Source organism: Photorhabdus sp. P32 (genome assembly GCF_038085095.1).
Taxonomy (GTDB): domain Bacteria; phylum Pseudomonadota; class Gammaproteobacteria; order Enterobacterales; family Enterobacteriaceae; genus Photorhabdus; species Photorhabdus luminescens.
The window spans coordinates 18,652-44,425 of sequence record NZ_JAZGJN010000260.1 but is presented as its reverse complement, the minus strand read 5'-3'; the positions used below and the strand labels follow the sequence as shown (position 1 = coordinate 44,425).

Here is a 25,774-nt window from a genome sequence, read left to right as displayed (position 1 = left end):
ATTCATAACATTATGAAACTACATACTCAATAGATTAATTTAATAATCTGACATGAAAACAAGAGATGATTATTACTTAGCAGTAATATTACATAACAAAATAAAAATCAGAGATAAAACTTTATCTTTCATAACTATTTTTATTAAACTTTGATAACCATCGAAAAAATTAAAATAAAAAATACTTAATTAGTAATAACACCATAGTACTTCACACTTATCACCTATTTACTTCAGCACAACAAACAGCATTATAAAAATAAATTTCATCCTACCATACTTAATCATCACCAAACTTACCATCAAACAATGCATAAATTTTATAGTTATTTGCATAGAAAACCATTGCATCCAGCCCATACCCTTCGTAGAATCCCCCTCTATTTCTAGGTTCAATCAGTCTGTCTTTCCGTTCTGTACAGCTTGGAAGCGATGAAAGCCCGATACCCAGTTCATCTTTATGATCAGGGTAATGAACTGGCTAATAATGCAGTTTATGTCATATTAGGAACATATCTTTGGAAAAGAAACTCAGTCTCACAGCTCTTACTGCTTTGGTGCTCAGCTCTATGGTCGGTGCAGGTGTTTTCAGCTTACCGCAGAATATGGCTGAAATCGCCAGCCCGGCAGCGTTAATGATCGGTTGGGGAATAACAGGCGTCGGCATCCTGTTTCTGGCTACCGCACTATTACTACTCTCTCGTCTTCGCCCAGATCTTGATGGAGGGATTTTCACTTATGCCAAAGAAGGCTTTGGCGAACTAATCGGTTTTTGTTCTGCCTGGGGATATTGGTTATGCGCGGTCGTTGCCAATGTTTCTTATCTGGTTATCGTTTTTGCCGCCCTGAGTTTCTTTACTGATAAAGAGGGTATCGTCATTTTTGGTGATGGCAATACTTGGCAGTCCCTATTAGGAGAATCTATTCTACTCTGGTTCGTACATTGGCTGGTACTCCGCGGCGTTCAAACCGCAGCCGGAATCAACAAATTAGCGACAATGGCGAAACTGCTGCCTTTAGGCGCTTTTATCATACTTGCCGCCATAGCCTTTAAAATGGATATCTTTAATCTCGATTTTAAAGGCATCGATCTAGGCGTTCCTGTCTGGCAACAAGTCAAAGACACCATGTTGATTACCCTTTGGGTTTTTATTGGTATTGAAGGTGCTGTTGTGGTTTCAGCTAGGGCGAAAAAACGGGCAGACGTTGGTATTGCAACCATGCTGGCTGTCATTGCGGCATTAGCAATATACATCTTAGTTACCCTACTTTCCCTTGGATTAGTACCACGACCCGAGTTAGCAGAAATGCGCAACCCATCAATGGCAAACCTGATGGTGGGGCTTGTTGGTTCCGTAGGTGAAATCATTATTGCTGCCGGGTTGATTATCTCCGTCTGTGGCGCTTATCTGAGTTGGACGATCATGGCGGCAGAAGTGCCATTTATCGCTTCTCAACACGGCTCTTTTCCAAAAGTATTTAGCCAGCAAAACCGCAATAATGCGCCATCGTCTTCATTATGGTTCACTAATGGCGCGGTACAGCTTTCTCTCATTTTGATCTGGTTAAGTGGAAGCAATTACAATTCATTACTGGCAATTGCATCAGAGATGATTTTAGTACCCTATTTCCTTGTCGGAGCATTTCTTTTAAAAGTCGCTTTTGATCGCAGCAATAAAGGATTATTACTCATTGCTGCTGGAGCTTGTATTTATGGCATATGGCTGCTTTATGCATCCGGTTTGATGAATTTGCTATTATCTGTCGTTCTCTATGCGCCAGGTCTCATTGTTTTTCTGTATGCACGCCGTCAAAACCCACAGAGAAATAGCTTACGTCTGGCTGAAAAGCTCACTATTGTCGCATTGCTGGTAACAGCAATTCCTGCCACCGGGTTGCTAATCAAGTAATCCCGTCAGATTCAGGCCATTACTTCCCTGTGATGGCTTTCTGGATTTTCATATAGCAGTTTGTTTAGTTTTTCGTTGTTCTGTCATATTTTCTTGGTGTTATATTTAATAGTATGTTGTAACTAATATTGTTAATACAACTTGATTGGTATGGTTCTTTAGTCAATTTTGTTGAATTTGAAAGGTAGATGTATTCCAGCTCATCATCGGCAAAGGTGTAAAACTTGAGGTAAGATGCCTATTTTACTCTATTGGAATCGTCTCTGATTGGGGCATTCGCACTAAAACAAATTCGATACGAATGCCCCGATAAAGACTGGATATTGTCCTTAAGTTATTTCAGTTTGTCGGCCCAATCGGCAATTGCATTTGCTGTCTCAATAGGCTTCTCAGCAGGTAATGCGTGGCTGGCCCCTTCAATCACTGCGACAGTAACGCGCTTACCGAACTCATCCTTTGCCTCCATCCGAGACGTTTCAGGTCGAAATGGGTCGGAACCCGCTTGTAGATCAAAGATTGGCGCAGCCCCGCCAGCCCACCAATCCTCGCGATTGGTCAGCTTGCGCGCTGCGGACTGGCTTTTTATAACATCAGAATGCCAACCCTCAAGCCAAGGCGTCGGGTCATTACCTTCCGCAAAGAAGGCAAGTCTAAGTTTCGCCAGCCGCTCTTCACGGGTGGATTTCGGATCACTAATCACAGTGATCGCATCCGAAAGTTCCGAGGGCCAAGATTTCGCCGCCCCAGCCAGAAGCACTATGCCACGCGTCATTTCGGGATAATCCGCAGCAATCGTCTTAGCGATCCAGTGGCCATAAGCATGCCCCACTACGATTGCCTTACCTCCTTCCGCCGCAACCACAGCCGCAAAATCGTCGGCAAAGTCGTGGAAGGTCACGTTTTCCATCGGACCGGTTGACCTTGATATTCCACGCGGCTCCGGCAGAGCAACACGATAGCCGCGCATCGCCAGTCGATTCGCGAGCGGCGCGAACTCCGCCGTTCCTCGCCCGGTTGAAGCAATCACCATGAGCAATGGCCCTTCCCCACGCACCGAATATTCGATTGATGCTACGCCATTGGTGACGGTTTTTTGCTCTACTTGCATGGCCGAAGCGGGACACGCAACTGCAAGCACAATGGACAAAAAGCCCAATACAAAGACGAACTGTTTCATTTCCCTTCCTTATAGTGTTAATTGCGTTGAGGGTTCATAACGTCAACCAAAATAGGTATTGCTATAAACAATAAAATAGAAAGATCACATGAGAAAACTATAGAATAATTTTATCCAGATGACTTACTCTATCAACATAAACTTCTCAGAGAAAAAATGACAGCGAGAGGTAATAACATGAAAGTAATAGCACAAAAAAATAAATTTTTAAGCGTGATAAATTAATTGTGATTTATATCACAATTAATTTTATAACCAGTTATTAATTAAAAGATATTCTCATTAATTAGCATAATGATTTATTACATACAATAAATCACATTAATATTAAAAAATAATCCTGTTTAAGAAACAAATACAGATAAAAGTCTTAAATACAATACATTATCCAGTCATTCTTTGGATTTTTGCTAATTAATCGCTATGATCACCTAGCTTTATCCTAAAAAAGACACAGCTTGAGTTATCGTTGTTGTTATTGGGTAAAAGCTATAAATATTTACACGCTGTATTGATGTTTATACAGTTCCCATTAGATCAGTATTTCTGTTTCCCTGACGCCATGCTCGGCAGGGTTAGGATCTATTTAAAATGAAAACTAAACTGATTATTTCATGTTTACTTGCATCTTCTGTATTTATTTCTGTAGCAAATGCAGCCGACGGAAAAATCAACTTTACAGGTAATATCATCGCAAATGCCTGTAAAATCGATACTGACTCTGCAAATCAAAATGTAAACATGGGAACAATTAGCTCAAATGCATTTAGTGGTGTAGATAGTACCGCAGCAGCAACACCCTTTAGCATTAAGATGAGTGATTGCCCACCAGAATATACCCATGCACAAGTCAAATTTGACGGGCAGATAGATAATAGAAATAACAATCTTCTGGCCTTATCCAATGATAAAGGCCAGGCAGTCGCCGATGGCGTTGCTATTGGTATCTATGAAGAAGATAATTCAACTCTGATTCCTTTGGCAAAAGCTTCCAAATCTCAAGCTTTTACTGACCAAAAAACAGCAGAACTGAAGTTCATTGCAAAATATGTTGCTACAGCTCAAGCAATTGGCCCTGGCTCAGGTGATGCAGTCGCCAATTTTACGATTGTTTATAACTAAGACAGGCTAAATTTAGAACATAACTTCATTCACGTTTTGTTTCTAATAAGAAGCACCGGGCATGGATGCCCACAAATCCGACAAAATAACACATAAAAACACGATAAAACGGAGATGCTACCGTGCAGTATCAACGCCTATTTTTAACAATTTTTCTATATATTATCAGTATAAATTTCGCTATCGCAGGTGTCGTTATCGGCGGAACCCGCGTTATTTACATGAGCGACAAAAAAGAAGCGTCTATTTCTATAAACAACCCGGAAAAAGATGCCCCTTACCTGATTCAGTCTTGGCTCCAAGATGAAAATGATAATATGAAAACCCCTTTTATCGTTACCCCTCCCATATTTAAACTCGCAGCAGGCCATGAAAATATTCTACGTATTGTCAAAACAGAAAGTAACCTGCCTCAGGATCGGGAATCACTTTTTTGGTTAAATGTAAAGTCTATTCCCACCTCTGTGAAATCAGATCAGAATCAATTACAAATAACAGTTAAGTCAAAGTTTAAACTGTTTTACCGCCCTGCAAATTTGGCAGAAAAATCAAGTACCGCATACAAAGAGCTCAAATTCCGTAAGGAAAACAACTCATTGATCGCAGAAAATCCTACCCCTTACTTCATTTCATTCTCTTACCTTAAAGTAGATCAACATGAAATAAAACCTGCGGGCATGATTAAACCCTTTAGTCAACTAAGCTGGCCTCTACCGGCAAAGAATATAAAGCAGGTAAGTTGGAAAGCAATTAATGATTTTGGCGGCGTTACTGCCGAGGAAAAAACAACCATTTAATAAAACCATTACATTACTCTATACCAGAAAGTTAATTATGGGAAAGTGCTCACAGCATAAAATTAATAAGCAACCATATGATATTGAACATTCATGGCTCTTATTATTGCCATTTATAGCTGCTGGCATACTATTTTACCCCGCTAAAACTTATTCTGAAGATTATTTTAACATTCATGCACTGGAAATAGGTACTGATTCTGGTTCACTTGAAGATATTGATCTCTCTATTTTTACCCAAGATGACTATCCGCCCGGTATTTACTGGGTAGATATTTACCTTAATAGAGATAAAATAGATACCAGAAACGTAACCTTTGTCACGATAAATAATAAATTGCAGCCCAAGTTGACAATTCAGCAATTGCAGGATATGGGAGTAAAAATTGATAACTTTTCAGAGCTGATCAGTTTACCACCAGAAACAGAGTTGTCTGATTTAAGTCAATATATACCATCAGCAAACGCTCTCTTCAATTTTAGTCAACAAAGGCTGGATATCAGTATTCCACAAGCAATGTTAAACAATCAGGCTAGAGGTTATGTTTCGCCTGAATTATGGCAGCAAGGATTAACTTCATTACTGATTAACTATAATTATAGCGGTTCAAATACCTGGCAAGATAATCCATCTGGCTCTACGCAAACCCATTATCTGAATCTTCGAACAGGCGCTAATTGGCAAGCATGGCGTCTACGCAATTATTCTACCTATACTAGTCGTGATAAGAGTTGGAAGCATATTAACACCTATTTACAACGGGATATTCACGCACTAAAAGGGCAATTAACGCTAGGTGATAGCTTTACCCCTTCCTATATTTTTGAGGGTGTCCAATTCCGCGGTTTACAGCTCGCTTCTGATGACAATATGTTGCCAGATAGCTTACAAGGTTTCGCCCCTAGTGTCCGGGGAATTGCTCAAAGTAATGCTCAAGTTACAATCAAGCAAAACGGCTATATTATTTATCAAACTTATGTTTCACCGGGTCCATTTGTCATTAATGACCTTTTCCCAACCACAACAAGTGGAGATTTGGAAGTTATTATCAAGGAAGCAGATGGTCAGGAATATCGATCTACTCAGTCCTTTTCAACTATACCGATTATGTTGCGGGAAGGAGGATTGCAATATTCGATAACACTGGGCCAGTATCAATCATCAAATAATCATAAGAGAGAACCTAACTTTGCTCAAGGCGCATTAATCTATGGTTTTTCTAATAATATCACTACCTATGGCGGTACGATTTTTTCAAAAGATTATCGATCCATCGCTTTAGGATCAGGTTATAACCTTGGTATATTGGGTTCTCTCTCTTTTGATATCACTCATGCTAACACCGATTTACCATCCAATATCAGTACCAAAGGGCAATCCTACCGTTTTCAATATGCAAAAGATCTTTCATTAACCGGAACTAATTTTACTGTGGCAGGTTATCACTATTCGACACGTGGTTTTTACGATTTTAAAGAAGCCAATGACATAGATGATTCTAATAAAAGTGACTGGCGTTACCGCACCAATAAAAGAAGTAAATTACAATTGCATATTAATCAATCTTTGGGAAACTTTGGCAGTTTATATCTGTCCGCCTTTCAACAAAATTATTGGCAACAACGTGGCTATGAACGTAATATCAATGCAGGTTATAGCACCAATTACAATAATATTAATTACAGTCTAAATTATACCTATAGCCAACTTCCAGATACGGATAAAAATGAGCAGCTTTTTTCATTCAGCATACAGATTCCATTAGATCGTTGGCTAAAGAATAGCTGGGCCAGTTACAATTTCAATACCAATAAAAACAAAGATATTTCTCACCAAATCGGTTTAAGCGGCACAGCGCTGGAAGACAATAATCTAATCTATAGCTTACAACAGAGTTACACGAATCACGGTACTGGCGCTGGCGGTCATATTCATGCGGAATATAAAGGCGCTTATGGTCAATTTAATACCGGTTATAGCTATGATCGCCATTCTCACCAACTGAATTATGGCCTCCAGGGAGGTATTGTTGCTCATCCATACGGCATTACTCTTTCACAATATTTGGGAGATACATTAGCATTAGTCCGGGCTGATGGCGCTCAAGGAATAAAGATCCAAAATAATGCTGGTATCGCCACCGATTGGAATGGTTATGCGGTTATTCCTTATGTCAGTAGTTACCGGAAAAATCGGATTGCCTTGGACACGCATTCGTTAGCAGATAATGTCGATATTGACGTTAATGCTCAAACCGTTATTCCTACTCGGGGGGCATTAGTCCTGGCGGATTTTAAAACCAGAATAGGCCACAGAGCTCTCATCAATCTCTATTATCAAGAAAATCCTATTCCTTTTGGCGCGGTTGTTACGTTAGAAAAACGCCATGATATCGATGAAGTAAATAGCGCTATTGTTGGTCACGAAGGGCAAGTTTACCTCACTGGTTTACCCGATAATGGACGATTATTCGTTAAATGGGGTTATAAAGATATTCAGGAATGCATCGTTAATTACAAACTACCAGAAAAAAGTCCTTTATCCGGTATTTATATAATAGAAGCACACTGTAAATAATTCCCACAGGAAAACGCTATGTTTAATATTTACAATAAATTTAAATATTTTCTCATTATCACCAACTTATTAATTGGTTTGATAGCCAGTCCTTATAGTTTCGCTGCTAACTGCCAGTTCGAGAAAGGATTTAAACCAGAAATCACTCATCTCTCTTTTGGAACCCTATATGTCCCAAGGGATCACCCTATTGGCACAACCATTTATGAATATCGTGCAGATGAATTAGACAATAAAAGTAATATCTTCTATTGCGATACAAAAATTACTACATCATGGGGATATACATCCTATAAAAGTGCAGATTATAACAAGGATGCTATTTACGAATCCGGTGTTCCCGGTATTGGTATCAGAATAAATACCTGGGGTCCCGGCTATGGTATTGACTGGCTACCCCGTATCGCTAATAACCCCGTAAGCTGCGACAATTCCGGTCGTTGGTATTGTGGTAAAACATGGGGTTATTTGACAATTCAGCTAATAAAAATAGCACCAACAACAAGTTCTGGGTTTGTCAGAAACGATCAATTAATTCAGGCACGAGTAAATAACCACGTTGTTCATACTTATCGCTTGGGAAATACCCGCATTATTACTAAAAGTTGCTCACTGAGAAATAATAATATTAATGTTCCTATGGGCGATATCAAAAAAAGTGATTTTTCTGGCATTAATAGCACCGCAGGAGGGAAAGATTTTGAGGTTATTTTAGATTGTGATGATGATGTCCAGATACAATTAATGCTTGATGGAAAAAAAGCAAAAAATAATTTATATCATGTATGGGCGCTTGATCAAAATGATAATCGCACAACAGCTTCCGGTGTGGGTATGCAAATTCTTTACAACAACCAACCTGTTATTATTCATTCACAAATAAATATTGGTAACAGCTATTCAGGTGGGAGGTTATCTATCCCTTTACACGCCCGCTATTTTCAGACCGATCACAATATTACCCCCGGCCAAGCAAATGTAACCGCAACAATGACATTAACTTATCAGTAATACGTTTATCTGCATCAGTTATAGGAAGTTTATTTCTTGTCTGATGCGCTGTTATTTGATTATTTTTATATGAAAAATGCCAAGTGAAATAATATGATCTTCACTTGGCTGATGACAACCCACAATTCTCCAATTAACACAAACAATTAAATAGAAATACTCTATTAAGGAGAATTCTAGTCATACATTAGAAACTTTTCTTAATCATATAATTAACCTGCACGATATTATAATAAAATATTAAAAGTATAATCCGGAGTTGGTTTCGGTTTTCAGTTATTCACTTTTACTTCAAGAATATTATTTAAAAACCTATTGCAAGATATTGTCCATTTATACTATTTGGCTTATCATTAGGAGTGAGAGCAAATTCATGTCCAAGAAAATCATTAGCCCGCCCACTCACCCAAGCGTTAAAACTATTCAATGTTCCGTTAGGTGCGGCAGCCATTGGCAAACAAGCCCATCCAGTATCGATCATAACAATAGCCAGACAACTATGGTGAAAAGAAGTCGGTAGAACTACCCTGTTTTCAGTTAATACTTTAAATGGATGTCTTCCCCACTGAAGTATCAATCCACTGGGAAACTTCTGATAACCATTAGGCGATAATTGAGAAGTAAACTGTTCCTTCGTATGATTCTTCAATGAATCTATAAAAGCCTTATTAATGGTTTCCATATCCCCATTATCTTTAATATCATTCCCACTCTGTATAGATATAAAATTAGCCACAACAGATGCTATTGTTGATGACTGACGTAATACTTTATTTAATACATGAGTGGTAACATTATTTGGGGGAAACCCCGTTTTTAAACTTTGCTCCTCTTCATATTTATCTTGACTCACTACATTTGCATTATTATTAATAGAAAAAGCTTTAAAATCATTCTTGGGACTCATATGTCCTCCTTCAATTAAATACCATTATTTAATAATTAACATATTAAATCATTGTAAAAGTGATTTATCGCAACTCACATCAATCAAAGTCTAGTTCAAAAAAACAATAACAGAATTTTATTCTAAATTAGGATATTAACTATTTTTGTATAATTGATTGTGATAGGGTTTGCTGGCAATTCGGAGATGTTTCCATAAATCACCACCCTCTATTTTATCTTTATAAATCAGCCTATAAATCGTCTCATGATGCAAAAATATCCCTTTATGTCGCTTCAAATAATCAACCTCCTGTTCAGGACTTAAGTCTTTCCAAATTAACCTTTTTATCCATTTTTTACTTCCAGCGTTATTTTTACGGCTTTTTTTAACTGGAAATCGGGTATCTTTCTGTTTCGGTCATTGTGTATAGGTCATAGTGCATAATGAGATGGTCACCCCCCCACCCTGTGAGCAATACTCTTATCGAGTATTTTCTTTCTGGAGAGGCCATCATGCAAAACGTTACACTGATTGGTATCGATCTCGGCAAGCATTCCTTCCATATCCATTGTCAGGACAAATCCGGCAAGGCAATTCTGCGTAAAAAATTGACGCGTACCAAGCTAATGCAGTTTTTGGCAGAGTGCCCCTCTTCAACGGTTGTGATGGAAGCCTGTGCAGGCGCTCATTTTATGGCGCGACGGATTGGCGATTTTGGGCATGACGCCAAGCTCATTTCTCCGCAGTTTGTCCGCCCGTTTGTCAAAAGTAATAAAAATGATTTTGTCGATGCTGAGGCGATATGTGAGGCGGCATCACGGCCCTCAATGCGTTTTGTCCAACCGAGAACAGAGACTCAGCAGGCGATGAGAGCGCTACATCGTGTCAGAGAATCACTCATCAGAGATAAGGTAAAAACCACTAATCAGATGCATGCCTTTTTGCTGGAGTTTGGTATCAGCCTGCCAAAAGGCGACGCGGTCATTAAGCGGTTATCTCTGGTGCTGGCGGAACACGAAATCCCCGATTACCTGAGCCGTTTGCTGATGAAATTACACGCCCACTATCTTTATCTTGTTGAGCAAATAACGGCGCTGGAATCAGAATTAAACCAGTCAATCAAAACAGATGATACAGCTCAACGCATGATGACAATACCGGGTGTTGGGCCAATTACTGCCAGCTTGCTCTCATCCCAGCTTGGTGACGGTAAACAATTTTCATGCAGCAGGGATTTTGCTGCCTCTACAGGGCTTGTGCCCCGACAATACAGCACGGGAGGCAAATCCACCCTGTTGGGTATCAGCAAGCGAGGCGACAAAAATTTGCGCAGGTTGCTGGTTCAGTGCGCCCGCGCGTTCATGATGCGGCTTGAGCATCAGCAGGGCAGATTGGCTGAGTGGGTTCGGGAACAACTTAGCAAGAAGCATTCGAATGTGGTTGCCTGTGCTTTGGCAAACAAGCTGGCACGAATAGCCTGGGCCATCACCACTCAGCAAAATGAATATCAGGTATAATAAATATCAATCTAATTCAATAGGTTAATTATTAAGCAGTTAAATACACGTTACCCATCTGGTTTTGCGAAGACTGATTATTGATGACATGAACGGCCTATCGGCCTGATGATAAACCTAAAGAGGAAAGTGGCTCTTTGAAGCCGAGTGCATTTTAAGGTTCATCAGGCGCAGAACTCATCGAGGCGCGGGTATCCTTACCTATAGTGACGCCGGATAGATTTAAGCAAGCCAAAAATTCATCAAAATTAGTGTTGCAAAAATGGGGGTGACCATAGATTTCCTATGGTGGGAAAGATGCCTACTTATAGCAACTGACCGCCTTTCTGAAAAATTGCACTTATTTAGTTTAGTCGAATCCGCCTTTCATAAATTAATTTACAAAAGATTTATTTTTTTACAAAATTATGCTTTTAAAAATATTTATTAAGTTTAAAGTTAAATTTATTAATATTTACTAATGGAAACAGGTATGACGTGGAAATATTCACAAAGCACTGCATTACCGAAAAACGTAAACGGAGTATTATCTATTCTTGATGATTCCAATGTTTCAATTAGCACTGACTCTGTCTGCTCACTGCCTTTTTATCAAGGAACAGAAGCAGAATTAAATCAGTATGTCGTTGATAGTATTCGTGTACTGTATAAAAGTAAAAATGGTGAAAAATGCTTACAAAAGCTTATTTCTGCTACAGGTAATTCAAAATCGTTTTCTGAAGGAGATTAATAATGGCTATTCCTCTATAAATCGACTAAATAGCCATTAATCGCGCATTAAATTCGCGACTATATGAAATATATTTATCAACTAGAAAATATTTTGATAAAGAATTGTTGGGGCAAAGAGGCTGAATATGAAAATAATAGTCATTAATAACGATACCCATATAGTTTTTTTTACATTTCGTTCTAATATGAAAAAATAGTTAACTAATATAGTTAAGAAGAAAAACGTTATAATTGACATAAAAAGCATGGCCATGAATGGCATTTTGCACACCCTATTTAAAAAAATCCATAATATCATTATAAATAAGAATGAAATGAATCATTAGTAGTAAAAATGGCGTTTTGTGACACAATTAACAATTATTTTCAATAAATTTTATTGACGCGTTGTTTAGATTCAGACAAGTCAAATACGTCACAGATAAATTTGTGACCGGGCGTGGAAACCCAATTAACTGAATGACGCAATTACATAAAATTTGGAACCCGCTCGCATATTAGGCAATTAGAAAGAATAGCGACAATGTAATATTGGTATAATAAACCATTATCAAAACAGCAACAGTGTTAAAGAATGACCAAATATCATAGTCTCAAGAATAAAACCATTGGTGGAATAGGTAAGGTTAGCAGTTACGACATTGAATTCACTTTTAACAGTAAAAAACCGCAAACCTTTCGGTTAGTATTTTTTCCATTAACTGACGATATTGTCGGAGCCGAAAGAATTGCTGAAATATACGATGTTAATCCAAACATTTTATTCGCTGTGTCTATCATCTTCTTCGATCAAGCTTATGAATCAATCCCTATAGACGAATTAAATGGCAGGACTCCATTTGATAAAATAGATAAAACTGTTCATTACAATAGAAATGAAAATAACTACTTCTTTAATGTCTTAATATCATACATTCTGGATTATATTGAAGAATCTAAAGTTCATTACCTGTACTTTAGTGGCTACAGTGATTCTCACAAAAGAACCTATGAAAGACTTTTACAAAAGGTACAGTCAAGATTAATATTAGAGTATGAAGATTTAGGAGGAGGCGATTATGTTGTTAAAACGTGCTACAGCAACCAAGAAGAAGGCAACTCAGGCTGACTACGAGCGTAACCGCAAAAATAAAACCGCGATGGTTAATGCTTTCGTTGAAGCTAACAAAACCAAACATACGGAAAGTACCTGCTAACCAGTCCATTCATTTCAGTCTCAGTAGAAAGCCACCTTTAGAATAGGTGGCTTTGCTAACCCATAAAAAAACGACACCACAAATGTAAAATTTGCGGTGCAGTTTAGAATATGGCCTTCCTCTTTAATCAAAAAGCAATCTGCTCCATCGTTTGTAAAATTCTCTTATCAGAGACCGGATATGGCGTACCCAATTGCTGAGCAAACAAGCTGATCCGCAGTTCTTCAATCATCCAACGAATCTCTTGCACCTCAGGCAACTGTTTTTGTTGCAGTGATAATTTCGCCAGCCATTGTTGCCACTGTTGCTGAACATTTTCAACTCGCCCCATTTGCGCTCTATCTCTGTGCGGATCAATCGCTAATTTTTCAAGACGGCGCTCAATGCCTTGCAGATAACGCAGGACATCCGGCAAACGTTTCCAACCATTAGCGGTGACAAATCCTTTGAAAACCAAACCAGAAAGCTGCTCTTTGATATCCGATAACGCCAGAGCCAGAGAAATATCAATTTTCCCCTTAAGGCGTTTATTAATCGCAAAAATAGTAGTGAGTATCTGCTCTACCTGCTTAGCTATTTCCACGACAGCATCGTTTAACTCAGACCGCACTTTGTCCTGCAGCTGAATAAAACCCTGCTCATTCCAAGCTGGCCCGCCATTCACTGCCATCAATTTATCCACGCCGCAAGAGATACAATCGTCAATCAAATCCAATACCTTGCCATAAGGATTAAAATAGAGCCCCAATTTGGATTTATTCGGCAATTTCTCATGTAAGTATTTAATTGGTGAAGGAATATTGAGCAACAACAGCCGACGAGTGCCTTCCCACATGGCAATTTGTTGCTCCAACTCAGTTTCAAACAATTTGATACCGATACTCTCTTTTTCATCCACCAGCGCAGGAAATGCTTTGACAGAGTAGCCACCACGTTTTTGCTCATATCGTCCCGGTAATTCACCGAAACTCCAAATATGCAGCCCACTCTGTTCAATCCCATCATCGGCAACAGCGGAAAGTGTCTCCTGAACTTTCTCTTTCAAATGTAATTTCAGTGCAGATAAATCTTTACCCTCAGCGATAGTCCGATTCTTCTCTCCTACCACTCGAAATGTCATTTTGAGATGCTCTGGTACTTGCTCTAACTGCCAATCATCACGTGACACCGTAACACCAGTCATCCGCCGTAACTCTTTCTCAAAGCTATCTAACAAGGTCGATTGTGGTTGAGGTACCCGCTCCATAAATGCCTGAGCATAGTTTGGCGCCGGGACAAAATTACGACGAACCGGCTTTGGCAATGATTTAATCAGCGCAACAACTAAATCATAACGAATACCTGGGATCTGCCAATCAAATCCTTCATCCTTAACCTGATTCAACACCGGCAGCGGAATATGAACTGTCACGCCATCAGCTTGCGTGCCCGGCTCAAACTGGTAGCTAAGCCGTAATTTCAGTGTCCCCTGATACCAATAATTAGGGTAATCCAACGCGCTGATTTTATCGGCATCACCTTTGATCAACATATTTTTTTCAAAGTTGAGCAAATCCGGTTGCCCTTTGTTTATTTTCATCCACCAGCGATCAAAATGGCGAGCAGAAATCACATTCTGAGGTATCCGTTGATCATAGAAACTAAACAAGGTTTCATCATCCACCAAAATGTCACGACGACGGGATTTATGTTCTAACTCCTCAATTTCCTCACGTAATTTCAGATTCGCTCGGAAAAATGCATGTCGAGTTTGCCAATCACCTTCCACCAGCGCATGGCGGATAAACAATTCGCGACAAAGCATTGGATCAATTTTGCTGTAATTAACCTGACGACTAGCCACAATCGGCAAACCATATAAAGTGACTTTTTCCTTCGCCATTACCGCACCCTGAGATTTTTGCCAGTGCGGCTCGCTATAATGATACTTCACCAGATGCCCGGCTAACGGTTCAACCCATTCAGGTTCTATCCGCGCAGCAATCCGCCCCCACAAGCGACTCGTTTCAACCAATTCCGCCGCCATTGACCATTTAGGCGGCTTCTTGAATAAGCCAGAACCCGGAAAAATAGCAAAACGCGCATTACGCGCACCGGTATATTCCTGTTTATCTGTGTCTTTTTGACCAATATGGGATAACAGCCCAGAAAGTAACGCAGTATGAATACTACGGTAATCTGCATCCTGACTATTTACCGACAGACCAATTTCTTTCACAACCTGTCGTAACTGAGTGTATATATCCTGCCACTCTCTGACTCTCAGGTAGTTAAGATAATCTTGGTGGCAAAGCTTGCGAAATTGTGAAGAAGAGAGTGCCTTTTGCTGCTCTTTTAAAAAATCCCATAATTTCAGAAATGCAATAAAATCGGAGTCTTTATCAGCAAATCGACGATGCTTCTCATCAGAAGCCTGCTGTTTCTCCAGTGGTCTCTCTCTTGGGTCCTGAATAGACAGCGCAGAGGTGATGACCATCACTTCACGCACACAACCATGATGACGAGCTTCCAATACCATACGCGCCAACCGAGGATCAACCGGGAGCTGTGCAAGTTGTCGCCCAATTGATGTAAGACAGTAATTACCTTTAACCGTTGTATTCTGGTTAATCATGCTCTGGTCAATAGCCCCAAGCTCTTCCAGAAGCCGAACACCATCCTGAATATTACGTTTATCAGGCGGTTGCACAAATGGAAAAGCACTAACATCCCCAAGGCCAATTGCTGTCATTTGTAGAATCACCGATGCCAGATTAGTACGCAGGATTTCCGGATCAGTGAACTCCGGCCGAGATAGGAAATCATCTTCCGAATACAACCGGATACAGATCCCGTCAGACACACGTCCGCAACGCCCTTTCCGTTGATTAGCCGACGCCTGTGATATTGGCTCAATCGGCAACCTCTGTACTTTCGTCCGATAACTGTAACGGCTGATACGGGCATATCCGGTATCAATCACATATTTAATTCCCGGTACCGTCAACGAGGTTTCTGCCACGTTAGTCGCCAACACAATTCTCCGTCCCGTATGTGACTGGAAAATTCGGTTCTGGTCACTGTTAGAAAGACGCGCAAATAGCGGCAGTACTTCGGTATGACGCAGATTCAGTTTATTCAGCGCATCCGCTGTATCGCGAATCTCCCGCTCACCACTCATAAAGATCAGAATATCCCCAGGCCCTTCCCGGTTAAGTTCATCAATAGCATCAATAATTGCCTCAAGCTGATCCCGCTCTCCGTCATTATCTTCCCCCATAACCGGACGATACCGCACTTCTACCGGATAGGTACGGCCAGAAACTTCAATAATCGGCGCATGATTAAAATGGCGGGAAAAACGCTCAGGATCGATAGTCGCTGAGGTAATAATCACTTTCAAATCAGGACGTTTTGGCAGCAACTGACGCAAATAACCCAGAATAAAATCAATATTCAGACTACGCTCATGCGCCTCATCGATAATGAGCGTGTCATACTGTTTAAGTAGCCTGTCATTTTGCAGTTCCGCCAGCAAGATACCATCGGTCATCAGCTTAACCAACGTATTGTCGCCCACATGATCACTAAAACGGACTTTATAACCGACAGCAGAACCCACTGAGGTTTCCAATTCTTCCGCCAAACGATTGGCAACCGCGCGAGCAGCTAATCGACGGGGTTGAGTATGACCGATAAGACCTTTTATTCCCCGACCTAGTTCAAGACAAATTTTTGGGATCTGTGTTGTTTTACCCGAACCGGTTTCACCGGCAATAATGACAACCTGATGGTCACGAATAGCTTTGTAGATATCATCTTTCTTCTGGCTGACGGGCAAGTTTTCTGGATATTTGATCGTTGGACAAGCAGCCTGACGGTTAATGATTTTCTGAGACTCTTTCACTTATATTGATCCTTGTAACTTCTTAACTTTACTGATTAGCCAGCTTTTATTGATGACATAGTTCTTATTGATGACATAGTTCTTATTGGCAACACGTTTTTATTGACAACATATAGTAGCACATCCCATCTATTGGCAATAATTTCGGCGGATATTTCCCCGCTACGCCATATCAACACAGGTAAAAGTTTTTCAATAAATTTGAATACTGAGCTCTAAATATTGCTCTATTACCAGAAGATAATAACTCATAGAATGACTATATCGTGATTAACAAGTGAATTACCAAAAGTTAATTTAAGGAATAAAAATGAGTAAAGTTCTGGTTCTTAAATCCAGCATTATGGCGCAGCACTCACATACTAACCAAATGGCAGATTTCTTCATTGAAAAGTGGCAAACCAATCATGCTGATGACCGCATTAAGATACGTGATTTGGCCGCGCAACCCATTCCTGTTCTGGATAATGAACTGGTTCATGCATTACGCCCAAGCGGCAATGAAATGACTGTTCGCCAAAAAGAGGCATTAGCACTATCTGACGAACTGATTGCGGAATTGCAGGATAATGACGTTATTGTTATAACCGCGCCTATGTACAACTTCCACATTCCAACCCAATTGAAAAACTATTTTGACCTGATAGCCCGTGCTGGCGTGACTTTCCGTTACACCGAAAATGGCCCTGAAGGTCTGCTAAAAGACAAACGGATAATCATTCTGACCAGCCGTGGCGGCATTCATAAAGACGGCCCTAGTGATCTGTTGGTGCCTTATCTGCGCCTGTTCCTCAGTTTCATTGGCCTCACTGATGTAGAGTTTGTATTTGCCGAAGGTGTAGGGTTAAGCCCTGATGCCGCCAATCAAGCGCAACAAACTGCTCGTGAAATTTTAGAAGCAATCGCTTCCTAATTGCCACGTTTTTGTTCATAATTCATACATTACCTATATTTTTATATTGCTGTTTTTTGCGCGTCATCCGACGCGCTTTTATTTCTTCAACCATTTACCATTAATACCAAGCACATATTCACCAGATTCAGCTCTGTTCACCAATTTTTCGCCAGTCAGTTTAGCCACTTGCTTTGTAGAAATATTATTGCCAGCCGCAATCTCTGCGTATTTTTTCTCACGAGCCTGGTTAATCTCTGTCACCAAAGCCTGTGCCTGACTATCTGCTTTCACTATAGCCAGATAACCACTGAAAGTTTCACCAACTAACCCTTTCTGCTTTGCCTCATTCAGGGTCATTCCTCCAACGAAAGCGCTGAACAATGCGCTAGCCAATAACAATATTCCCATACCTATCTTCTTCATAATGCCAACCCCTTAGAATAAGCCCGCGTTATTCTTGAGCATCTCTTCAACTTGTCTGTCTATTTTTATCTGAATTTCATGCTCAATTTTGACATTCATATTAATATTAATGGGCTTTTCAGGTGTTGCCACTTCAAGGCGTATACAACCTGACAGTATTAAGGACCCTATTGATAGTAAGAACAGCTTCGTTCTGGTTTGTTTTGTCATTTATCACTCCCATTTAATACAGATATATTCTGCTGTAACCAATCTTCAAGATTGTTGCCAAACCGTAAGCTACGCCATAAGTGAAAGATATTCTCTTCATGACGGTAATTCAGCTTGACTTGCCGTTTTTTATCTCTTAATGAATTAACACCTTGAATTTCAGCATTAAGTGCCAAAACCCCTAAATTATCAAGATTGACTTGCGCCCGTAATCGACTGATTTCTAAGTAGCGTAACCAATCCATAGCAGCACCGGCGGAAATATTATCTTTGTTAATGGAATCTATCGTGTCTTTATCCAGACGTAAGGTCATATGGTTAATATTGGTAATCCGACCTTGCTGAACTATCCAGCGTTCATTGTTAATAAACAACGGCAATTTTCCGCTGATTTTGCCGGACATCGCAAATTGTTTAACTTTCAACACAGTAAAAAGGCGGCTTAACTCCAATTTATCAAGCGTCAAAATAGCAGGCTGATGCTGAGGAAATCTCAATTTATCTAAGTTAATACTCCCATCCAATATACCTACATTCACATTAGTCAATTCCAGCGGTTTTTGTTCCGATGATGGATAAAATCCCTGTAAATCCGCCGTCAAGTTATGCATTTCAAACAGATTATTAATTGTTTTCACTCGTAGCTGAACCGGCGATTTAACACCAAATTGCCAGGTACTATCTTTCAGCCGCCACGGTAAGACAAAATTAAGGCCACTGATTTCACCATCCTTAAGCCACATGCTGCCATTTTTTACCATCCAGTGACCACCCGCAACAAAACCTTGCCCTCTTGTGGCAGAAAAAGCAGCCTGTGCATAAAGATCACCTGCACGCAAGTTTATCCCTAAATCTTTAGGTATCAACGGCTGAAATGCGAGTAAAGATTGCGTAGGCCAACGCGCCTCACCACGCAATCTTGCTCCATCCCAACGACTGTAAAAAGGAATCGGGCCAATATTTCTTGATGAAAGCTCACCGTTAACAATAAAGTTGTTCGGGCTTTCCCCAGTCAATTTTGCTGTCAGCTCAGTGGGAGGCAAAAAGCCACCAGATCGAAACGATGTTTTTTTCGCTATCAGTCGTAACTCACCATTAAAGGTGGGAAATTTCTCCGAACGTTGCCATGCCAATGGTTTGGTTAATTGTAGACGCGGCGTATCCACCCGGATCATGCCGTGTTTAATAACATTAAAGCCAGTGGTCATTTCGTTGACGCTAATCAATGTGTCACGCCAGCCTCCTTTTCCAGCGATATCCCATTTAGCTTGTAGTGGCGGTAAATAGCCATCCCCCCAATAATTCCAACGCCAATAGCCTCTATCCGGCATAAAATCTTCAGCATGACCATCAAGATGCAAACGGAATTTTCCCCAGTCACGATGTTGTGCATTCACGATCGCTTGTAACCGACCAGTAAAACCTTCACGCGTCAGATAAGTTCCCGCTAACGGTGATCGAGCATCTTTAACAATAAATTCATCAGACAAACGCCCCCAAACCCGAAATAATGAGCCTGACTGGAAAGTCATTTTCGGATTAGCCAGCGGACCATTAATTATCACAGGCAATGACATGGTCATAATCATATCCTGCACATTAATCTGACCGGTTAATTGAAAAGGAAGTTGCGTATTTAATGAGCTTATCCGGCCAGGTTTTATCGTTAACACAATATTTGCTTTACCACGCTTGCCCTGCGTGACCAAATTGATACGGCCGCTCATTAGCAGGTTATCCAATCCTTGTTGCCAATGAGCAATCTTAATATTCATTCCACCAGAAAGAGGCTGTCCCGCACCAGTCCATCGCCATTTCCCATCAATAATATCAAGCTGTTGTTGATTAAACTGCCAAGGCAATTCCGCCACAGGCGCTGTCACCCCCTCTTCTCTGATAATAAGTTTGCCGGATTTCCCTTGCCAACCTAACTTGATATTTAGCGGGTGCATATATTGCCTGGCAATAATTTTACCTTTTACTTCACCATGAGGAGGTAGTTTGTCTATATTAAGTGGTAAAGTCATCTCACCATTAAGACTAATTTCCTGTTCTGGTAATTTAATTGCCAGTTGGTCAATAACTAGCGATTCCTTACCATAAATATGCGCTGACAATTTAACATTCTGCCCCTGATAACTCAGTTTTTGCCCCTGAGGAGATGAATTGAATTTTAGTTTTCCAGCAAAATCTTGCCAGAGATGAAAAGAAAGATTATCCACAGACAAACTTCCGTGTGGAATAAGAGCTAAAATATCAGCAACCGACAATGGAGCAAGGCCCTGCGTAGATTCAGGCAACTGATTTAGACAATTGATATCCCCATTAAGATCCGCAACATTTAATTGCCAATGATAACCGTTATCTATCTCTGAATATGGGTAATTAACAGATAATCGCGATACACGAATGAGCCTGCAATCCTTCACCCGCAATGAAATATCAGCCAGTTGCAAAGCTCCATTTTTCCATTCTGGTTGTTTCAATGAAACCGTCATACCTGGAGGTAGCCAGTGACTGGCGACTTTAGGTAACCAATGAGGAACAGAAAACCATCCCGCCGCTATCAGCAATACCAACAGCATCAGTATAGTAATGAATATTTTTAACCCTTTGGTTATCAAGTTCTTTCCTCTCCTTATTAAGCCTTAGATCGATTACCTCTATTGTTATTCCATAATTTAGCAGACAAACCTTAAACTAAGACATTGATTATTAAGCAAATTATATGGAACATATAGGGGAACAACAAGCAATACACTTATAGAGTTAATTAATTTATTGGTTTATTTAACCCTTTACGTCAGCAATAATTTAAGCCCAAAACAATTTATTAGCTACTTAAATTATAGCGGAGATAATTCCATGAAATTAGTCGTTTACAGTACCAAACAGTATGACCATAAACATCTGGAGCAGGTCAATAAAAAGCTCGGATTTGGTTATGATTTCGAGTTTTTCGATTTCCTTCTCAGTCCAAAAACGGCCAAAAACGCTATTGGCGCAGATGCTGTTTGTATTTTCGTCAACGATAATGCTGACCGTGAAGTGCTTGAAGAATTGGCTGAAATGAATATAAAAATCCTCGCATTACGTTGTGCAGGTTTTAATAATGTCGATCTGGATGCGGCTAAAGAATTGGGTATTCAGGTTGTACGGGTTCCAGCCTATTCTCCTGAAGCTGTTGCTGAACATACCGTCGGATTAATGTTGTGCTTAAACCGCCGTATTCACCGGGCTTATCAACGTACCCGTGACGCCAATTTCTCTCTTGAAGGCTTAATTGGTTTCAATATGCACAACCGTACCGCAGGAATTATCGGAACCGGTAAGATTGGTATTGCAACCCTACGTATTCTTAACGGTTTTGGTATGCGCCTGCTGGCTCATGATCCTTACCCCAATCAAGCTGTTTTGGATCTCGGCGTCGAATATGTCGATCTGGATACGCTGTATGCACAATCCGATGTCATATCCCTTCATTGCCCGTTAACACCAGAAAACCATCATCTGCTGAATGAAGTTGCTTTCAGCAAAATGAAAAACGGCGTCATGATCATCAATACCAGCCGAGGAGCTTTGATTGATTCCGTTGCCGCCATTAACGCATTAAAACAACAAAAGATTGGCGCTCTGGGTATGGATGTTTACGAGAATGAACGCGATCTCTTTTTTGAAGACAAATCTAATGACGTAATTCAGGATGATATTTTTCGTCGTTTGTCTTCATGCCATAACGTGCTGTTTACCGGTCATCAGGCATTTCTGACAGAAGAAGCCTTAACCAGTATCAGTGAAATTACGCTGAGGAATATCCAGCAACTACTCAACGGGGAACATTGCCCGAATATTGTTAATAAGTACCTTTAAAATAATATATAGGAGATAAACATGAAAAAAATACTACCTTTGGCAACAGCAACTTTATTGTTAGCCACATTCCAAGCTTCAGCGACGGAGAACGTGTCAATTGATGATTTACAACATAACAAATTTGTCCTGGTGAGCGTTAATGGCGAAAGCGCGAAAAATCAAGATGGTCGCGTACCAACTATTGAATTCGGTGAAAAAATGCATATTTCTGGTTCCATGTGTAATCTCTTTATGGGCCAAGGAAAACTAAAAGATGGTGTATTGACCGTTAAAAACCTCGCCAGTACTCAGATGCTTTGTGCTGATGATAAGTTGAATCAATGGGATTACCTGATTGGTAAAGTATTAGCTGATGGCGTTAAAGTGAAGCTGAAAGGTCAAAAACTGACACTATCTCATTCCGATAATACATTGGTTTATAAACTGAAAGATTAAGTTCAGTAATTAAGAAACTCATTTATAAAGTTAGCATTAAACATTTAACAGAGTGGAATTCCTTGAATGGACTCAGGATTAAACTCTGTTTATCCAAATGTTTTATTTAGGTGCCGGAAAACACTTTCCGTCACCTCTAGATAATAATATCTAAGTAATAAATTCACCACTGACATTGAATTTTCAAATATTATAGGAGAACCAAAAACAACAGAAATAGATATATAATGTAATTTATTTTTAACTTATTCCTTCTAATTTAAATAAAGAATTATACATTTTTACATTTAATAGATAGTTTACTAACTAAATAAAAGGAAATAATTTATGTCTAATATTACACCGATAGATATTCAATTTATCGACTTCATGAACGAAATGCGCCAACACGCAAAACGTATGTTAAATGATTCTAAAATTGAACCATTTATGCCATCGACACCTGAACTCCAGGCATATGCAAATATGCTTGCGGAACAATACGGAAGTATAGATATTACGGAAAATAAGGAAGCAGATGGTATTATTAATCAATTGAAAGATTCTGTGAAATCTGGCGCCAATTCAACAACAAACATTTCCAAGGCAAGTGTAACTGATAGCACACAGAAATATAAGGCAGCAATTATCGCTGATCCAGACAACGCAGACCAAGACTGGATCGATAACATGAATAAATCTCGTCAAAGAACCAAAGATGAGAACAACAGACAAATTGATACAAGTTACGATAAAGCCATTCAATTTGGGTTACAATTTCCTAACGCCAGAGCAGCAATACAAAGTTTTATGGAAAAAACTAATGCATTCTTCTCCAGCTTGTTTGGCAGACTTTCAAATTTTATACTTGATGCAACCAGACAACTCTCTGAATGGATAAGCAGAGCATGGGAATCAATTAAATCTTTCTATGATAAAATCAATGTTTGGATTTCCGGCGCTTTGTAATTAATTAATAATGGTTCGAATTAATTCGAACCATTATATTTACCTTATATATAACCTGGCAAAATTAATTACTTATTAGGCAGTTTGATTCTGGAAATAATCGCCAATCTATCCATATAATATTCCGCATTACCCCATAACCAACTCTGCTCTTTGCTGACATCATCTTCAGCTAAAATATTTCTTAATTCACAGGTCATAACATCATAACCGTAAACATAAAGCCCAAATTGTAACGCCTCATACATTCTGGCTTGCCAAAAAGAGGTGCCTTCTATTATTTGACTTATATTTGAAGCAACAACATCATAGGTTTTAATCAGATAGTGGAAAAAGATTTTAGCGGCCAAATCACTTAATGCCGCTTTATGTTGTGGCTTCCTCGTTCGCCACACAAGTATCTGCGAAGCGGGACGGCAGTTAAGCACCAAATCACTTATTACAATCACTTTGTTGTAATAAACCACCTCTTTTGTTTCATCACTAAGTAATGCTAATTCAAAGTAAGGCTCATCTATATCATCCAAATCTAACCTGTTATCAACCCTGATCAACCGGTAACCTGGCGGAAAAATGAGTTCATCCACATCATGCACAATATTAGTACCAGAGGAATTAAGCGCATCATACAGAACACGATTGAACTCTAATTCACTCAATTGGATGAAATCATTGGTAATCTTTTCTATGTTTCCCACATGTATTGGCATACTTTATGCCTCCTATAGTAGACCGCAGGTTCAATTACCTAATGGTAATAGTATAGATGCAATTATATACAATCAACCTTTAGTTTATTCTTGGTGGATATACCATTGGATAACTTAACTCTGGAGCAAGCTCCCAACTTGGGAAACATAGAAATAATTTATTAAAATATATACCCAATGGATTTCAAGATGCATCGCGACGGCAAAGGAGCGAATCCCCGGGAGCATAGATAACTCTGTGACCGGGGTGAGCGAGTACAGCCAACAAAGAGGCAACTTGAAAGATGACGGGTATAGTTAGCTAAATCATTATCAAGGTTTATTGATAATATGATCTTCCCATTCTACAACATCAATTTCCCGTACAGCGATATACCTAACTGAAATTCTTTCGCTATGCATTGCTGATTTGGAACCTTTAATCAGAGGATGCCACGGTAATAATGGCTTCCCTTCTTCAAGCAAACGATATGCGCAAGTCTGTGGCAACCATTCGAAAGTCGGCAAATTATAACGGGTTAACTTGATACAATCCGGCTCATATCTGAAACGATCTTCGTAATTTTTACATTGGCACGTTTTTATATTGAGCTGATTGCAAGCAACGTTAGTAAAATAAATTTCATCGGTATCATCATCCATCAATTTATGTAAGCAACACTGCCCACAACCATCACATAATGACTCCCATTCTTCATCCGTCATCTGATCTAAGGTTTTTACCTGCCAGAAAGGCTGAGACATAACTTCTACTATTCCTTATATTATTCAAATCACCCTAGTTGTGAGTGAATTATCATTCAGAGTAACCTTTAACACATCACCGGCTGCCAGTGCTCCAACACCTTCCGGTGTACCAGTGAGAATCACATCTCCCGGCCGCAAAGTGAAAAAGTGCGACATATGGCTGATCAGAGGAACAATTGGCGTCAGCATATCGCTACTATTACCGTTCTGCCGTAGTTCATCATTGACCGCCAATGAAAATTGGACATTCTGCGGATCACCAAAATGACTTATTCGAATAAACCCAGATATTGGGCAAGAACCATCAAATGCCTTACTTTTTTCCCACGGTTGACCCGCTTTCTTGAATTTAAATTGCAAATCACGCAAGGTGAGATCCAATGCAACAGCAAAACCCACGATAGCAGCGCCAACTCGCTCTTCATTCGCTTGTTTCAACGGTGTACCAATCAGCACAGCCAGTTCAACTTCATGATGAACGGCGCCAAAATCCTTTGGAATTGCAATTGGTTGATGTATATCACACAACGCAGTTTCTGGCTTAATAAAAACGACGGGTTCTTCCGCTGGCTGAGTTCCCATCTCTTTAATATGTTTAGCGTAATTACTACCAACGCAAACCACTTTATTGACAGGAAGATCCAGTAATGCCCCCTGCCAGTCTCTGTGTTGATACATATTCGTTCCTCACTCTGGTTTATTAGGCAACACACCCATA

21 protein-coding genes and 3 pseudogenes are annotated in these 25,774 nt (G+C 39.8%); 13 read left to right on the top strand and 11 right to left on the bottom strand.

The window, feature by feature from the left end; genetic code table 11:
• Positions 1–518: 518 nt before the first annotated feature.
• Positions 519–1,910, top strand: coding sequence for an amino acid permease (locus V2H77_RS11375; RefSeq protein WP_341498865.1), 1,392 nt, complete (start codon positions 519–521; stop codon positions 1,908–1,910).
• A 334-nt stretch (positions 1,911–2,244) separates the two neighbouring features.
• Here the strand turns inward: V2H77_RS11375 and V2H77_RS11370 are convergent, their stop codons facing one another.
• A complete protein-coding gene (locus tag V2H77_RS11370) occupies positions 2,245–3,087 on the bottom strand; it encodes an alpha/beta fold hydrolase (RefSeq protein WP_341498864.1) in 843 nt (280 codons plus the stop codon).
• 591 nt (positions 3,088–3,678) lie between these two features.
• Between V2H77_RS11370 and V2H77_RS11365 the strand changes: the two genes are divergently transcribed.
• From V2H77_RS11365 to V2H77_RS11350, 4 genes are all read left to right on the top strand, one after another.
• Complete coding sequence (locus tag V2H77_RS11365; protein WP_265379039.1) at positions 3,679–4,209, top strand: fimbrial protein; 531 nt, start codon at positions 3,679–3,681, stop codon at positions 4,207–4,209.
• Positions 4,210–4,331: 122 nt separating this feature from the next.
• Entirely contained in the window at positions 4,332–5,006 is a 675-nt protein-coding gene (locus V2H77_RS11360) for a fimbrial biogenesis chaperone (RefSeq protein WP_341498863.1), read from the top strand.
• Between the two features lie 37 nt (positions 5,007–5,043).
• On the top strand, positions 5,044–7,584 hold the full coding sequence (locus V2H77_RS11355; protein ID WP_341498862.1) for a fimbria/pilus outer membrane usher protein: 2,541 nt from the start codon (positions 5,044–5,046) through the stop codon (positions 7,582–7,584).
• 18 nt (positions 7,585–7,602) lie between these two features.
• Complete coding sequence (locus tag V2H77_RS11350) at positions 7,603–8,595, top strand: fimbrial protein (RefSeq protein WP_341498861.1); 993 nt, start codon at positions 7,603–7,605, stop codon at positions 8,593–8,595.
• 304 nt (positions 8,596–8,899) lie between these two features.
• Here V2H77_RS11350 and V2H77_RS23635 read toward each other — a convergent pair whose 3' ends face one another.
• From V2H77_RS23635 to V2H77_RS11340, 3 genes and pseudogenes are all read right to left on the bottom strand, one after another.
• Positions 8,900–9,277 carry a gp53-like domain-containing protein gene (locus V2H77_RS23635; RefSeq protein WP_445935478.1) on the bottom strand — a complete coding sequence of 126 codons (378 nt, stop codon included), beginning with the start codon at positions 9,275–9,277 and terminating at the stop codon, positions 8,900–8,902.
• A pseudogene (locus tag V2H77_RS11345) lies at positions 9,277–9,502 on the bottom strand (phage tail protein); the annotation flags it as partial. The gene V2H77_RS23635 and the pseudogene V2H77_RS11345, both read right to left, overlap by 1 nt.
• Before the next feature lie 153 nt (positions 9,503–9,655).
• Positions 9,656–9,870 (bottom strand): annotated as a pseudogene (locus tag V2H77_RS11340) (IS30 family transposase); the annotation flags it as partial.
• Positions 9,871–9,996: 126 nt separating this feature from the next.
• Here V2H77_RS11340 and V2H77_RS11335 point away from each other — a divergent pair.
• The 4 genes from V2H77_RS11335 to V2H77_RS11320 all read left to right on the top strand — a co-directional run bounded on the left by V2H77_RS11335 (position 9,997) and on the right by V2H77_RS11320 (position 12,929).
• Positions 9,997–11,001 (top strand): IS110 family transposase, encoded by a 1,005-nt coding sequence (locus V2H77_RS11335; protein WP_341498860.1) that lies wholly within the window; start codon positions 9,997–9,999, stop codon positions 10,999–11,001.
• 472 nt (positions 11,002–11,473) lie between these two features.
• A complete protein-coding gene (locus V2H77_RS11330; RefSeq protein ID WP_341498859.1) occupies positions 11,474–11,731 on the top strand; it encodes a hypothetical protein in 258 nt (85 codons plus the stop codon).
• Positions 11,732–12,307: 576 nt separating this feature from the next.
• A complete protein-coding gene (locus V2H77_RS11325; protein WP_265514379.1) occupies positions 12,308–12,841 on the top strand; it encodes a hypothetical protein in 534 nt (177 codons plus the stop codon).
• Positions 12,792–12,929: a hypothetical protein gene (locus V2H77_RS11320; RefSeq protein WP_157975277.1), complete on the top strand. Its 138-nt coding sequence runs from the start codon at positions 12,792–12,794 to the stop codon at positions 12,927–12,929. The genes V2H77_RS11325 and V2H77_RS11320 overlap by 50 nt, the downstream gene beginning before the upstream one ends.
• 127 nt (positions 12,930–13,056) lie before the next feature.
• Here the strand turns inward: V2H77_RS11320 and hrpA are convergent.
• Positions 13,057–16,803, bottom strand: a pseudogene (gene hrpA / locus V2H77_RS11315) (ATP-dependent RNA helicase HrpA); the annotation flags it as partial.
• 322 nt (positions 16,804–17,125) lie between these two features.
• Between hrpA and V2H77_RS11310 the strand changes: the two are divergent.
• Positions 17,126–17,728, top strand: coding sequence for an FMN-dependent NADH-azoreductase (locus tag V2H77_RS11310; protein ID WP_132344776.1), 603 nt, complete (start codon positions 17,126–17,128; stop codon positions 17,726–17,728).
• A gap of 78 nt (positions 17,729–17,806) precedes the next feature.
• On the opposite strand, the gene V2H77_RS11305 is transcribed toward V2H77_RS11310, so the two are convergent.
• The 3 genes from V2H77_RS11305 to V2H77_RS11295 are packed head-to-tail and all read right to left on the bottom strand — an operon-like array spanning position 17,807 to position 20,967.
• Positions 17,807–18,133, bottom strand: a complete 327-nt coding sequence (locus tag V2H77_RS11305; RefSeq protein WP_341498858.1) for a YdbL family protein — start codon at positions 18,131–18,133, stop codon at positions 17,807–17,809.
• A gap of 12 nt (positions 18,134–18,145) precedes the next feature.
• Positions 18,146–18,343: a YnbE family lipoprotein gene (locus V2H77_RS11300; protein ID WP_265380841.1), complete on the bottom strand. Its 198-nt coding sequence runs from the start codon at positions 18,341–18,343 to the stop codon at positions 18,146–18,148.
• Positions 18,340–20,967, bottom strand: coding sequence for a YdbH family protein (locus V2H77_RS11295; RefSeq protein ID WP_341498857.1), 2,628 nt, complete (start codon positions 20,965–20,967; stop codon positions 18,340–18,342). The genes V2H77_RS11300 and V2H77_RS11295 overlap by 4 nt, the downstream gene beginning before the upstream one ends.
• Positions 20,968–21,208: 241 nt before the next feature.
• Here V2H77_RS11295 and V2H77_RS11290 point away from each other — a divergent pair, with 241 nt between their 5' ends.
• From V2H77_RS11290 to V2H77_RS11280, 3 genes are all read left to right on the top strand, one after another.
• Positions 21,209–22,213 carry a 2-hydroxyacid dehydrogenase gene (locus tag V2H77_RS11290; RefSeq protein WP_341498856.1) on the top strand — a complete coding sequence of 335 codons (1,005 nt, stop codon included), beginning with the start codon at positions 21,209–21,211 and terminating at the stop codon, positions 22,211–22,213.
• Positions 22,214–22,234: 21 nt separating this feature from the next.
• On the top strand, positions 22,235–22,651 hold the full coding sequence (gene hslJ / locus V2H77_RS11285) for a heat shock protein HslJ (RefSeq protein WP_341498855.1): 417 nt from the start codon (positions 22,235–22,237) through the stop codon (positions 22,649–22,651).
• Positions 22,652–22,978: 327 nt separating this feature from the next.
• The gene (locus tag V2H77_RS11280) at positions 22,979–23,599 is read left to right on the top strand and encodes a hypothetical protein (protein WP_049581727.1); all 621 of its coding nucleotides are present in this window, start codon (positions 22,979–22,981) and stop codon (positions 23,597–23,599) included.
• A gap of 68 nt (positions 23,600–23,667) precedes the next feature.
• Here the strand turns inward: V2H77_RS11280 and V2H77_RS11275 are convergent, their stop codons facing one another.
• From V2H77_RS11275 to V2H77_RS11265, 3 genes are all read right to left on the bottom strand, one after another.
• Positions 23,668–24,309, bottom strand: a complete 642-nt coding sequence (locus V2H77_RS11275) for a hypothetical protein (protein ID WP_341498854.1) — start codon at positions 24,307–24,309, stop codon at positions 23,668–23,670.
• 312 nt (positions 24,310–24,621) lie between these two features.
• Positions 24,622–25,053 (bottom strand): YcgN family cysteine cluster protein, encoded by a 432-nt coding sequence (locus V2H77_RS11270; protein ID WP_132344782.1) that lies wholly within the window; start codon positions 25,051–25,053, stop codon positions 24,622–24,624.
• Between the two features lie 24 nt (positions 25,054–25,077).
• On the bottom strand, positions 25,078–25,734 hold the full coding sequence (locus V2H77_RS11265) for a fumarylacetoacetate hydrolase family protein (protein ID WP_341498853.1): 657 nt from the start codon (positions 25,732–25,734) through the stop codon (positions 25,078–25,080).
• Positions 25,735–25,774: the final 40 nt, after the last annotated feature.